Source organism: Mesorhizobium sp. M7A.F.Ca.MR.245.00.0.0, from assembly GCF_003997415.1.
Classification (GTDB): domain Bacteria; phylum Pseudomonadota; class Alphaproteobacteria; order Rhizobiales; family Rhizobiaceae; genus Mesorhizobium.
This window is the reverse complement of record NZ_RZTE01000056.1, coordinates 1-14112: the sequence shown is the minus strand read 5'-3', so window position 1 is coordinate 14112 and position 14112 is coordinate 1. Positions and strand designations below refer to the sequence as shown.

Here is a 14112-nt window from a genome sequence, read left to right as displayed (position 1 = left end):
CTTAACTCCCATTGTTGGCTTTCCGCCTTTTAACATTCCGCATCCAGGCCATGATGTCAAAGACGGCGTGGATTGAGAACATGTTAGGGAATGTGCAACTTTGAAAGGGGAGCGGTTCGCGTGATAACGACAGTCTTGGCGCAAATTTGCTACTGTCCGACGGATTCTTCTGGAATCTCGGTAGTCGATTAAACTGAGACATTTACTCCAGCCCGGACAGCGCCAGAATCGATCCATCATGAGGCCAAAAGTCCTGCCGAACTATCAGTATTCCTTCTCGTAGAAGATGCCGCCCTTGGCTTCGCCGGCATCGTTGGCCTCGCCGCGCAGCTTGACGCCGCGCCCGACATTGAGGTCGATCGTAGCCTTGCCCGAGCCCGGCTTGTCGCCTTTCTGGATCGTGACATAGGTGCGGTCGTTGAGGTATTTGCCCGCCGAAACCGCCGTGCCGCCCTGGTCGTCGGTGGTGACGTCGAGGTCGTCGACACCAATGGCGCTGCGCAGGTTTTCCAGCAGCGACGTCGAGCCGCCGACGCCGGCCAGTTGCCCGGCGGCCTCGGCCAACTGGGCGATCTGCAGCGGCGACAGGTTCGACATCGAGCGCCCGAAGATCAATTGCGCCAGCACCTCGTCCTCGGGCAGCGCCGGCACGGAGGAGAAGGTGAACTTCGGATTGGTCGCCTCGCCCGACACCACGATGGTGACGGTGGCGCCGGTCGTCGTCGTGGTCGCCGTCAAATTGAGATAGGGCACCAGCGAGCCGGAAAATCCGACCGTGCCTTCGGTGAAGGTCAGCCGCTTGCCGAGAATCGACAGCCGTCCGCGCTGCAGGGTGAAGGTGCCGACCGCTTGCGGCGACGAGGCCGGGCCGGTCAGCTTCAGCGAGCCGCCAAGTTCGGCATCGACGCCCCTGCCCTGGATGAAGATCTGGTTCGGCGCGTTGACCGTGACATCGAGTGCAAGGCCGCTACCGCCGCCCTTGCCGCTGGTCGTCGGCGGCCGCAGCGCCTTGTCCTGCGCCTTTACCGCACCTGGCGCGTTCTTGTGCTTGACGTCGAGCGCCGCCAGCGAGCCCGGCAATTTGTCCGGAACGGTGATCACCGTCTTGGCGAGATTGACGGTGCCGGCAATGACCGGTGCGGAGGTCAGCGGTCCCTTGATCGTCAGGTCGCCGCCGAGATTGGCGGTCACCACCCTTCCGTCCGTATAGCGGCCGTCGACCAGCTTGATCGACAAATCGGCCGGAAAACCCTGCGCCGGGTTGATGCCGACCGTGCCGCTGGCCGACAGGCTGCCGCGCGTCGACAGCGTTCCGGTCAACCGGTTGATCCTGGCGACGCCGCCGGCAATCGAGACATCGGCGGCGAGATCGTTGACGGCGAGGCCGGAGCGCGCATCGACAAGGCGCGCACCCGAGGTGCTGACGCTGCCGCCGATGACGGGCGATGTCGCGGGACCGCGCACCTGCACGTTGACATTGGCGGTTCCAGACAGCGACAGGCCCTGCGCGGCAAGCTTCTGGCTGAGCAGGCCGAACGGCACGACGCCATCGAAGTCGAGCACCAGCGCCGGCGTCCCGGCCGTCGTCACGCTGCCGCCGCCCTTGACGCCAAGGCCGGCTCCATCGCTGACATTGGCATTGAAGGTCAGCTTGTTGGCGCCGAAGGTGCCCGACGAGGAAACACTCACCGCACCGACACCGGCACCGCGGGTCTGCGAGGTCTGCACGCCCGCCGCGTCGAGATTGAAGGCAATGGCGGGATTTGCCGGCGCGCCCGTCACCTTGACCGTGCCCGAAATCGAGCCGGCGGCGTCGAGGCCCGGCGAAAAACTGTTGGCGAGCGACATCGGCACCCGCGCCAGCGTCGCATTGATGTCGAGCGCCGTGCCGACCTTGCCGGTCACCGTCGCCGTGCCACCGCCAAGGTTGAGCACCAGCCTGTCCAACGTCGTCGTGCCATTGGCTATGCTGACGGTCGAGGCCTGGGCAATGGCCGCCTTGATGCCCTGGACGGTCGCCTGGCCGGAGGCAAGCTCGATGGTCGTCGTGCCGTTGGCCACTTTCACGCGGCCGGCGGCCTGTGCCGGAATGCCCTTGACGGTTGCGCCGCCGGAGAAACCGGTCCAGTCGCCGTCGCGCTTCAAATCGACATCGATGCCGCTGATCACGGTACCGCCCGAAATGACGGTGTTGGCGCGGATCTTTCCGGAGATCACGGGCGCCGCCAGATAGTTGGCGACCAGCGCATCGATCGAGACGGCTTTCGCCTGCAGGTCGCCGCGCGTGATCGACGCTGTCGCCGCCTTGATGGCGACCTGCGGCGCGGTGCCGTTCTTCGAAAAGGCGATCGTGCCGCGCACGTCGCCTTCGGCCTTTTCCAGGGCAAGTGCCGCCAGCGGGCCGATATCGGGCAGGTCGAGCGCAATGGTGCCGACCGGCACGAACTTCTCGTCCAGTGCCAGATCGCCTGAAATCCTGTTCTCGCCGAGCGACAGCAGCAGGCCGTTGATGGCGCTCCTGCCGTCCGCCGTCGCCAGCACCGCGCTGCCTTGCAGCGCCTGGCCGGCGACATTGCCGGTCAGGCGCACGTTGGCCGCCGGGCTGGCGGCATCGGCCTTGCCGGTGGCGGTCAGCTTCAACCCGGTGATCTCTCGCGCCGCCACGAGAAGACGGTCGCTGTCGATCGTCAGTGACAGATCCGGCGCAGTGGCCGGCCCCTGTGCGTTCAACGCAAAGGCGATGGCGCCCTTGGCATCCTTCGACAGCAGCGAGATGTCGCTCAGCGCGCCCTTGATGTCGGCGGCCACCTTGTTGTCGGCAAGGCTGGCTTGCCCGTCGGCGGTCAGCGCACCCGAGGTCAACTTCAATCCGCCTATGTTGATGCTGCCCTTGGGATCGCGCCTCAGCGTGGCGCTGATCTCAGCGCGTTCGCCAAGCATGCCGCGCGCCGCCGCCGGCAAGGCCGACGATGGGGCATCCGCCTTCAGGTTGAGGTCGATGGCACCGTCTCGCAGCGATACCTGGCCGGCGACCTGGCTGTTCAATGCATCGCTTTTGAGCGAGCCGCTGTCGATGGCAAACAGGTCGGCCGTCAGACGGCCGCTGACGGCTGCCGTGACCTTGCCGGCGATCAGCGGCGCGATCACCGGATTGTTGAGACCGACCTTGTCCACCGACACCGTGCCGGAAACCGGCCCTGCACGGTTCTTGAGATCGAACGCATCCGAATGCAACGCCAGGGCAAGCCCCTCCACCCTCGCCGGGCTGGTGACGATCGAGGGCAGGATCGCCGAGACATCCAGGCGGGCCCGCGTGCTCTTCGCCCGCCACCTTTGCCGACAAGGACTGGATCTCGATCTTGACCGGGCTCTCGGCGCTGCCGACAGTCAGGGGCAGGCTGGGGCCGGATGAGATGAGATCGAGCACAAAATCGCTGGCGCCGTTCGGGTTGAGGGTGCCGGTTGCCTTGCCGGAAACCTTGTCGCCGGTCAGCGTCACCTGATCGAGCACCACGCCGCCGGCAATCGTGTAGCTGCCGGCCGCATCGACGGCGAGCGGTCCGAGCCCGGCCTGCCGGGTCTGGCTGGTTTCGATACCGGCCAGTTGCGCATTGAAGCGGACGTCGGGAGCGGCCGGCGGTCCGGTCAAACCAGCCGTGCCGCTGAGCGTGCCCACAGCATCGAGGCCGGGCGAAAATCCATTGGCGAGCGCCGCGGGCAGTGCCGAAAATTGCGCCGCGAGGTCGAGCGTCTGGCCAGCTGTCCCGGACAAGGTCACCGAGCCGCCGCCGACATCGAGCGCCAGCCTTTCGATGCTGGTCGTGCCGTTGGCGATGCTTAGTGTCGACGCCTGGGCGATTGCCGCCTTGATGCCGCGAACCGTCGCCTCGCCGGAGGCAATCTCGATGCTCGTCGTGCCGTCGGCGATCTTCACCCGGCCGGCAGCGGTCGCCGGAATGCCCGCTATGGTGGCGCCGCCGGTAAAATTGGTCCAGTCGCCATCACGCTTCAGGTCGACGCCGATGCCGCCGATTTCCGTGGTCCCGGAGGTGACGCTGTCGGCCTTGATCGTACCTGATATCGCAGGCGCCTTGAGATAATTGGCGATCAGTGCATTGACGGTGATGGCCTTGGCCATCACCTCGCCGCGCGCGATCGATGTGCTCTTCGCATCGATCGCAACGGAGGGCGCGTCGCCATCCCCCGCGAAGCGGATGGTTCCGTCGATGTCTCCCGTTATCGCCTGGCCGGCAAGTGCGGCCAGCTGGTCGATGGCAGGTGCATCGAGCGTCAGCGTGCCGAGCGGCATGAATTTGTCGTCGAGCGCGAGATCACCCGAGACCTTGTTGTCGCCGAGCGAGACCAGAAAACCATTGATCGAACGCTTGCCTTCGCTCGTCACCAGCGCTGCTTTGATGTCGAGCGGCTGGTCGTCGACGGAGCCGGTCAGCGAGACATTGGCGGCGGGACTAGTGATATCGGCCTTGCCGCTAGCCGTCAGCTTGATGCTCTTCACCGTGCGGCCCGATGCCGTCAGGCTATCGCTATCGGCGGTAACAGTGAAATCCGGCGCCGTCATAGCGCCGCTTGCCGACAGCGCGAAGTCGATACCGCCGGCAACCGGCACGCCGACCGTCGGCGACAGCACCGAGACGTCGCCCAGTTTGCCCTTGATGTCGGCCTGGATGTCGGTGCCTTGCATGCTGGCCGTGCCGGCGGCGCTGAGCGTGCCGGAGGTGAATTCGATCGAATTGGCGGCGAAGGATCCCTGCGGATCGCGGGCCGCGCTGGCCGAGAATTTCACCCTAGCGCCGAGCACCGAGGCGATCTGCGGCGGAAAGGCCGTCGCCACGGCATCCGCGTTCATCTTGAGCTGCATCGACAGGTCGGCAAGCGCCACCGTCGCGGTCAGCGAAGCGTTGAGCGCGTCGGAACGCAGCGTGCCCTGGTCGATGGCAATGGCGTCCTTGCTGACCGACCCGGCCAGATCGACATCGATCTTGCCGGTGATCAGCGGCGCCAGCGTCGCCACGTCGGTGTTGAGGCCGCCCGCCTCCAGCTTGACGGTGACCGGCCCGGCGCGGTTCTGGATATCAAAACCGTCGGAATGGATCTGGGCCGCCAGGTCGTCCAGCCGCGTGCCGCCGGCGACGATGGAGACGAAGGAGGCGCCGACGTCGATGATCGGCGCCTTGCCGTCGCCGAAGGCCCGGGCGGTGGCATTGCTGATCGCCAGCGTGATCGGCTGCGCCTTGCTGCCGACGCTGATCACCACGGGCGGCCCCTTGGCGGCGAGTTCGACCGAGAGGTCGCTGGCGCCGGCAGGATCGACAATGCCGGTCGCGGTGCCGTGGACCGCATCGCTGTCGATGTTGGCGCGGTCGACACTGACGCCACCGGCCGATGTGGCGGTGCCGGCAATGTCGAAACTGGTCTTGCCGGCAAACAGCGGCTTGAGATTCTCAGGCAGGAAGCGAGCGAAATCGCCGTCGCCCTTGGCCTCGATATGATTGCCCTTGTCGGTCAGTTGGTGGCGACCCGTCAGCTGGGTGACGATCTTGCCGTCGACCGAGAACGTGCCGATGCCGTTCCAATTGGCGAGTGGCCCCGTGCCCGAGACATTTATGTCGACCGGCGGCGTGTCGGGCAGCTTGAGCAGGTTGGCGATGATGCCGCCTGCGGGCTCCGAGGCCTTGAGGTCGAGATCGAGCCGGTTGTCCGCCGGCGCAAAGTGGATCTTGGCGTCGACATTCCCTTGCTTGCCGTCATGACGGGTGATGTTGAGCACCGTCTCGACCGCCAGTGGCGCGGCATCGGCCTTGACCGATCCCTTGGCCGCAAGCTCGGCGATGCCGCTGCCGGCCAGTTGCTGGCCAAGCGCGATCTCGGGCAGGTCGATCTGCTTGATGTCGATGGAAACCGGCAGCGTCGTCGTGCCCCCGCTCGGCGCTGGCTGCGTGCTGGCCACCGGCAATCGCGCCAGCTCAATACGCTCGGCAGCGATACGGTCGGCGCTGAAGTTTTTCGACAGCAGCGCCAGCGGCGACCAGTCGACGGCGACCTTGCGCGCCACCAGCCAGGCGCCCTCGCGGTCCTCCAGCACGACATGGTCGACGCTGAGCGCTCCGGACCAGATGCCGTCTATGCCGCTGACCGTGATCTTGCGGTCATCGTTCGAAGCCAGCCGCGAAATGATGCCGGCGAGATTGTCGCGGCCGCGCTCGGTCTTGGTCAGCACCACGAGCGCCCCGATGGCGCCAGCGACCACGATCAGCAGCGTGTAGAAAACAATGCGGAGGATGCGCCAGACTGTTTTCATCGCTCAGAATGCCTGTCCGATGCCGGCATAGATGCCGAAATGCGGGTCACCCGGATCACGGTTGAGCGGCACGGCGGCATCGATGCGCAGTGGCCCGAACGGCGTGACATAGCGCAGCCCGACGCCGGCGCCGACCTTGACATCGGAGAAATCGGGAGCTGATTTGGTCGATACGGTGCCGGCGTCGACGAACGGCACGATGCCGATCGTATCGGTGATGGCGATGCGCATCTCGACCGAGGTTTCGAAGAAGGACAGGCCGCCGATCGGCTGGCCGGTGAAGTCCTTGGGTCCGATGCCCTGATAGGCATAGCCGCGCACCGAACCGCCGCCCCCGGAATAAAAGCGCCGGTCGGCTGGCACATGTTCGAGGCTGGTGCCGACGATCGAACCGATGGCGACACGTTCGGCCAGCACGAACTTCGAAGCCGAATCCAGCGACTGATAGGCCGACCCTTCGCCCCTCAGCTTCAGGAACGCCGCACCGCTCAAAATGTCGTAGCTGGGCTCGGCATAGGCCAGCACCCGGAAGCCGCTTGTCGGGTTCAGCCGGTTGTCCCGGTTGTCATAGACATATTGCAGCGGAATGCTGGCGATCAGGTATTTGTGCTTGCCGAAAGCGTCGTGGATGCGGGAATAATCGAGCGCCACCTCGGCGGAAACCGTCTGCTTCTTGGTCAGCTCGTAGGACAGCCCGGTGCTGCCCTTGACCGAGAAATGGTCATAGGCGTCAGGATGTTCGAGTACCGTCTTGACGCCGGCGAAGAACTTCGATGCCGGCCCGATCACGCCCGGCTTTTCGAACATGATGCCGGCATTGTAGTTGAGCTCGCCGAGATCATTGCTGCCGATGCCACTGATCTTGCCGTCGATGCGCAGCTTCTCGGCTCGGCCGAACAAATTTCGGTGGCCCCAATAACCTTCCAGGCCCAGCCCCTCGGTGTTGGAGAAGGTGCCGCCGACGCCGAAATAGCGTGGCTTGCGCTCGCTGACCTGGACGCCGATCGGAATGTTGCCGTCGGCATCGAGTGTGTCGGCTTCCTTGAACGTCACGCTGTTGAAGACCTCGAGCGCCAGCAGCCGGTCGCGCGCGTCATCGATCTCTTGCGGCGAGTACTGCCGGCCGCGCTTGAGGCCGGTCATGTATTCGGTGAAGTCGCGGTCGACCTTTTCGGTGCCTTCCACCGTTGTGTCGCCATAGCCGGCGACCGGCCCAGCGGCGACCGTCAGCGTCACGTCCAGCGTCGAAGTAGCGTGGTCGGCGACGATCTGCCGGTCCGTCACCTCTGCCAGCGGCCTGCCTTGCTCCTTCAGCGTCCGCACGATCAGCGCCTCGGCCTTGAGCACAGCGCCGGATCCCGCATCGCCGCCTGATATCAAGCCGTAATCGGCGCTCATCAGCCCCGCTGCGTCGCCCTCGAGGTGGATATTGCCCAAGGTGAATTTCGGCCCGCTGGCGATGTCGATCACCACGGGAACCGGCTGCGGCCCCTTGAATTCGGCATCCGGCGGCAAATCGTCGAGCGGCTTGCCGTCGATGGTGACGGTGACGACGCCTTCGTAGCGGGCATCGGCATAGAGCGCGGCGACAAGCTGTTCGCGGTCGCTGCGCGCCTTGGCCATCAGCCCGAGCGAGCCGGAAACCGGACGCTCCTCGTCACTCTTCAGCGCCGAGGCATTTTCGAGCTTCTTGACCAGATCCTTGTCGGCGTCGGGGGCGGAAATGGTAACGGCGTAGCGCAGGGGATCGACGATATCGGCATCCTCGTCGCTGGACGACCCCCACAGCTTGATGCCGAAAAGCTCGAAAGCGGCCGCCGGCCGCGATTCGGCGACGAGCACGGTCGAGCACATCACGGCCAGCAGCAGGGCGCGCGGAAGCGCACGCCCTGGCGCGCGACCTCCTGACATCTGCTCTTCATGCGCCGGCATTAAGACAACCTAGATTACAAAACTAAAATTGGAATGAAGTTCTGAAGCGCTCGTAAAGGGGCCACAATCCAATTGTCTGAAATAGGGCGGGCTTGGAATTCACACCTTTTGCGTCGCCGCAAGAAAGCGTGATCCCCTGTCCTATGGAGGTACTACCGGTCATCGGCCGGAAAGGAAACCGTTGGCAGGCGGAACCCTGCCGCGTCCTCGTGTTGACAAGCCTGACTGAAGCTTGATCATGCCCGGACGTCAGCTGTGTCTGGAGGGGTGTTATGGCAATGCGCGCGGCTCGTGGTCTGTCTATCCTGATTCTTCTGTTTTTCGCCTGGGCCAATGTCCTGGCCTGGAGCAGCGCCGCGCAAGCGGCCGAGGCCCGGCGGATCGCGACAACGGACAATTCCGATTATTTCGGCTTTGATCTCAGGTCCGACCAGAATGTGACAATCGACCAGTGCAAGACGACATGCCTGGGAGACCCGGCCTGCCGCGCCTTCACCTACAACAAAAAAGCCAAATGGTGCTTCCTCAAATCCGACTACAACCAGCTGAAAACCTTCAACGGCGCGGTCGCGGGCAAGGTCGTCAACATCGATGGCGATCCTGATATCGGCGCGCCGCCGGAACTCGCTTTCTTCCCCAACTGGATGGCCGATCAGGCCCAGCAATACCGCAACAAGCTGCTCGGCCCGGCCTATGACAAGCCGACCGAAGGCATGGCTGCCTTGCTGAACGCCGCCGAACAGGCCGTGCTGACCGGGGATCACCGCTCCGCCATGCTGAAATACGAGGCCGCGGTCTCGGTGCTGCCCGATGATGGCCAGCTCTGGCTCAACCTGGCGCGTGAAACGCTGGCCGTTCAGCCCGCCGCCAGCACCTCCGAAGCCTCCACTTTGCCGGCGAACGGCACGTCGGCCGCTTTCAATGCCTATAAATTGCTGCGCACCACCAAGACGCGCGCCGAAGTGCTGGCGCTGCTCGGCAACGGGCTCGACAAGCGCGATCTCTACCGGCCGGCGCTGCAGGCCTATGAGGCCAGCCTTGCGCTGAACCCTTCGCCGGCGGTCCAGGCCGACTATGCCGATCTCAAGGCCCGCAAGGGTTTCCGCGTTGTCGATCACACCATCGACGCCGACACCAGCGCGCCGCGCATCTGCGCGCAATTCTCCGAGGATCTGGTCAAGACCGGCGTCGACTACGCGCAATTCGTCACCGTCGACAACGCGCCACCCAAGGGCGTCGAGGCCAAGGACAAGCAAATCTGCGTCGAAGGGCTGGAGCATGGTCAGCATTACGACGTCACCTTCCGCGCCGGCCTGCCGGCGGCAATCGGCGAAGTGACCGCGGCCCCCGTGGTGCTGTCGATCTATGTGCAGGACCGCGCACCGTCGGCCCGCTTCACCGGTGACAGCTTCGTGCTGCCGGCCGGCGCGCGCCGTGGCATTCCGATCGTCACCGTCAACATGAACGCCGCCGAAATGAAGCTCTACCGCGTCGGCGATCGTTCGCTGGCCCAGCTTCTGTCGGGCTACCAGTTCCTGCACCAGCTCGACGGCTACGACATCTCCAACATTTCCGAGCAGATGGGCGCGCCGGTCTGGCAAGGCCAGCTCGACATCGCCAATGATCTCAACAAGGAGGTCACCACCTCCTTCCCGGTTGACGAGGCGGTGCCGCAGCGCAAGCCCGGCGTCTATGTGCTGACCGCCCAGGCCGTCAACGACAAGAGCGACAACTACAATTCGATGGCCACGCAATGGTTCGTCGTCTCCGACATCGGCCTGTCGACCTATACCGGCCAGGATGGGTTGAATGTCTTTGCCCGTTCGCTGGGCAGCGCCAAGCCGATCGCCGGCGCCGAACTGACGCTGGTTGCCAGGAACAATGAGGTTCTCGGCACGGCGACGTCGGATGCCGACGGACATGCCGTCTTCAACCCCGGCCTGACGCGCGGCGACGGCGGCATGGTGCCGGCCGTGCTGATGGCCAAGCAGGGCGACAATGACTTCGTCTTCCTCGACATGGGCCGGGCCGGCTTCGACCTGTCCGACCGCGGCGTCACCGGGCGCGCGGCGCCAGGAGCCCTGGACGTCTATGCCTGGACCGAACGCGGCATCTACCGTGCCGGCGAGGATGTCCATGTCGCGGCCCTTGCCCGCGACGGCGCCGCCAAGGCGGTCGAGAACCTGCCGCTGACCTTCGTCTTCTCGCGCCCCGACGGTGTCGAAAGCCGCCGCATCGTCAGTGACGGCGCTTCGGCCGGTGGCCATGCCGTCGACCTGCCGCTCGAACCCAACGCCATGCGAGGCACCTGGTCGGTGTCGATATACACCGATCCCAAGCAGCCGGCAGTGGCCAGCCAGATGTTCCTGGTCGAAGATTTCGTGCCGGATCGCATCGAATTCGACATGAAGGCCGACAAGCAGGAGATCGCCCAGGGCGAAACCGCCAACATCGACATTGACGGCCGCTTCCTCTATGGCGCGCCGGCGGCGGGCCTGGCGCTGGAAGGCGAACTGACGCTGTCGACGTCGCGCGATTGGGACCGCTTCCAGGGCTTTTCCTTCGGCCTCGCCGACGAGCAGTCGGCCGAACCCACGGTCACGCCCCTCGCCGATCTGCCGGTGGTCGGCGATAACGGCAAGGTGACCTTCCCGGTCTCCGTCGACCAACTGCCCTCGACCACCAAGCTGGTCGACGCCAAGGTGACGGTGAGGATGCGCGAAACCGGCGGCCGCGCCATCGAGCGTTCGCTCGACATCGGCATCCGCCCGCAAGGCCATATGATCGGCATCCGTCCGGATTTCGCCGACAATGAAGTGCCGCAGGGCGGCACCGCCAAGTTCAGCCTGATCGCCGTCGATCCCGACGGCAAGCGCGAGGCGCTGAAAGGCGCGCAGTGGACGCTGGTCAAGGTCGAACGCAATTACCAGTGGTACCGCTCCAACAATTCCTGGAACTACGAGCCGGTCACCTTCACCAAGTCGATCGCCAACGGCCAGGTCGACCTTAGCGCCGACGGCGGCGCGACGGTCTCCGTGCCGGTCGATTGGGGTCAGTACCGCCTCGAGGTCGAGACATCGGATCCCGAGGGACCGGCGACAAGCTACGAGTTCGATGCCGGCTGGTATGTCTCCTCGACCACCACCGAAACGCCTGACGGCCTCGAAATCGCCCTCGACAAGGACAATTATGCCGCCGGCGAAGTGGCCAGGCTGAAAGTCTCGCCGCACTTTGCCGGCGAACTTCTCATCAACATCGGTTCCGACAAACTGTTGAAGACCGTCACGGCATCCGTGCCGGCCGGCGGCAGCACGGTCGACATACCGGTCGGCGACGATTGGGGTGCCGGTGCCTATGTCACGGCAACCCTCTTCCGGCCGGGCGATGCGCAGGAAACGCGCATGCCGGCCCGCGCCATCGGCGTGAAATGGCTGAAGGTCGATCCGGGCTCGAAAAAGCTCGCCATCACCTTGACGCCGCCGGACAAGACCATGCCGCGCCAGCAGCTGTCGATCCCGGTTTCGGTCGCCGGCGTGCAGCCGGGAAGCAATGCCTACGTCATGGTTGCCGCCGTCGATGTCGGCATCCTCAACCTGACCAACTACAAGGCCCCGGATCCGGAGAACTGGTTCTTCGGCCAGCGCATGCTGGGCATGGAAATCCGCGACATATACGGCCGCCTGATCGACGGCTCGCTCGGCAACACCGGCAAGCTCAGGACCGGCGGCGACGGCGCCAACATGCAGGCGCAAGGCAACCCGCCGACCGAAAAACTGGTCGCCTTCTTCTCCGGCATCGCCGAACTCGATGCCGACGGCAAGGCGCGGGTCGACTTCGACATCCCGCAGTTCAACGGCACCGTGCGCGTCATGGCCGTCGCCTGGACCAAGGATGCGGTCGGCCACGCCCAGTCCGATGTCATCGTGCGCGATCCCATCGTGATCACCGCTGGCCTGCCACGCTTCCTGGCGCCTGGTGACGCCGCCGTCATGCGCCTCGACGTCGCCGACACCGATGGTCCGGCCGGCGACTATGCGTTCTCGATCGAAACGACGGGTGACCTGTCGACCGGCGACAAGCCCCTGCCCCAGAAGCTGACGCTCGCCCAGGGCAAGCGCCAGACGCTGACCGTGCCGCTGATCGCTCAGACGGCCGGCAATGCCTCGCTCACCATCAAGCTTGCCCATGCCGACGGCACCAAGGTCGAGCAGACGCTCTATGTGCCGGTGCGCCCGGCGCAATTGCCGGTGACCACGCGGCTGGTGGTCGACCTCAAGGGCAATGGCGGCGCGCTGCGGGTCGACAAGGAACTGCTGGCAGCCAGCCTGCTCAACGGCGCCTCCGTCAGTGTCGGCGTTTCGCAGGCTGCCGCCTTCGACGTGCCGTCGCTGCTGATGACGCTCGACCGCTACCCCTATGGTTGCGCCGAGCAGACCACCAGCCGCGCCATGCCGCTTCTCTACGTCAATGAGTTGGCTTCCGGCGTCGGCATGGCCAGCGATCCCGATATCCATGGCCGCATCCAGGACGCCATCTATAAGGTTCTGAGCTATCAGGCCTCGGGCGGCAGCTTCGGCCTGTGGGGTCCGGGCTCTGGCGATCTGTGGCTTGATTCCTATGTCACCGACTTCCTGACCAGGGCGCGCGAGCAGAAATACGACGTGCCGAGCCTGGCCATGAACCAGGCGCTGAGCAATTTGCAGAACTCGCTCGGCTACGACCAGAGCGTGCAGGACCGTGGCAGCGAGATCGCCTACGCCCTCTACGTTCTGGCCCGCAACAAGAAGGCCTCGATCGGCGACCTGCGCTACTATGCGGATACCCAACTCGAAGCTTTCTCAAGCCCGATGGCCGTTGCCCAGCTGGCGGCAAGCCTGGCGCTCTACGGCGATACACCGCGCGCCGAAGCCACCTTCAAGACCGCCTTGCAGTTGGCAAAGTCCACCACCGACTACGACTACTACCGCTCCGACTACGGTTCGCGGCTGCGTGATGGCGCGGCGATGCTGGCGCTGGCGGCGGAATCGAAGCCGGTGCCGACCATCGTGCCGGAACTGATCAAGCTGGTGACCAGGGAACGCGCGGAAGCCCGCTGGACCACCACCCAGGACGAATCCTGGATGCTGCTGGCGGCCCGCGCGCTGAAGGAGGGCAATGATACGATCATGCTGGCCGTCAATGGCGCGGCGCATTCCGGCGGCTACTCCAACCAGGTGGAAGGCTCTGACCTGGCCGACAGCCCGCTGACCATCGCCAACACCGGCAAGACCCCGCTGCAGGCCGTCGTCACCACCGTGGCGTCGCCGGTCCAGCCCTTGCCGGCCGGCGGCGACGGCTTCACCATCAACCGCACCTACTACAAGCTCGACGGCACCGAGGCCAATGTCACCGAGGCGACGCAGAACGAACGCTATGTCGTCGTGCTCAAGGTCAACGAGCAGAACAAATGGCCGTCGCGCCTGCTGGTCACCGACCTGTTGCCGGCCGGCTTCGAGATCGACAATCCCGGCCTGGTCTCCAGCGCCCAGTTGACGAACTTCTCGTGGCTGGCGCAGACCGATGCCGCGCATCTCGAATTCCGCGACGACCGTTTCGTCGCGGCGTTCAACCCGGCCGACGGCGATCATGACCACAATCTGACGCTCGCCTATGTCGTGCGCGCGGTGACGCCTGGTACCTATGCGCACCCGGCGGCAACGGTGGAGGACATGTACCGGCCGCAATATTCGGCCCGCACCGCCACCGGCATGATGGAGGTCAAGGCGCCGTAAGACGCCTTGGCGAATATGAAAGTGAGGCTTGTGCTGCCCCTCATTGCCCTGCCGGGCATTTCTCCCCGTATAGTGACGGGGAGAAAGAGG

Annotated in this window: 4 protein-coding genes; 1 reads left to right on the top strand and 3 read right to left on the bottom strand. The window is 65.0% G+C overall.

What is annotated here, in order from left to right; genetic code table 11:
- Window positions 1-264: 264 nt before the first annotated feature.
- From EOB80_RS35685 to EOB80_RS31510, 3 genes are all read right to left on the bottom strand, one after another.
- On the bottom strand, window positions 265-1848 hold the full coding sequence (locus EOB80_RS35685) for a translocation/assembly module TamB domain-containing protein (RefSeq protein WP_245466488.1): 1584 nt from the start codon (window positions 1846-1848) through the stop codon (window positions 265-267).
- A gap of 1072 nt (window positions 1849-2920) precedes the next feature.
- Window positions 2921-6319 (bottom strand): hypothetical protein, encoded by a 3399-nt coding sequence (locus EOB80_RS35680; RefSeq protein ID WP_245466487.1) that lies wholly within the window; start codon window positions 6317-6319, stop codon window positions 2921-2923.
- Between the two features lie 3 nt (window positions 6320-6322).
- On the bottom strand, window positions 6323-8251 hold the full coding sequence (locus EOB80_RS31510) for an autotransporter assembly complex family protein (protein WP_127272710.1): 1929 nt from the start codon (window positions 8249-8251) through the stop codon (window positions 6323-6325).
- Between the two features lie 272 nt (window positions 8252-8523).
- Here EOB80_RS31510 and EOB80_RS31505 point away from each other — a divergent pair, with 272 nt between their 5' ends.
- On the top strand, window positions 8524-14022 hold the full coding sequence (locus EOB80_RS31505; RefSeq protein ID WP_127331803.1) for an alpha-2-macroglobulin family protein: 5499 nt from the start codon (window positions 8524-8526) through the stop codon (window positions 14020-14022).
- Window positions 14023-14112 lie beyond the last annotated feature (90 nt).

Excerpts from the sequence above, each read along its gene's own strand:
- EOB80_RS31505 (WP_127331803.1), top strand. The coding sequence starts at position 8,524 with ATGGCAATGCGCGCGGCTCGTGGTCTGTCTATCCTGATTCTTCTGTTT.
- EOB80_RS35685 (WP_245466488.1), bottom strand. The coding sequence starts at position 1,848 with ATGTCGCTCGCCAACAGTTTTTCGCCGGGCCTCGACGCCGCCGGCTCG.
- EOB80_RS31510 (WP_127272710.1), bottom strand. The coding sequence starts at position 8,251 with ATGCCGGCGCATGAAGAGCAGATGTCAGGAGGTCGCGCGCCAGGGCGT.
- EOB80_RS35680 (WP_245466487.1), bottom strand. The coding sequence starts at position 6,319 with ATGAAAACAGTCTGGCGCATCCTCCGCATTGTTTTCTACACGCTGCTG.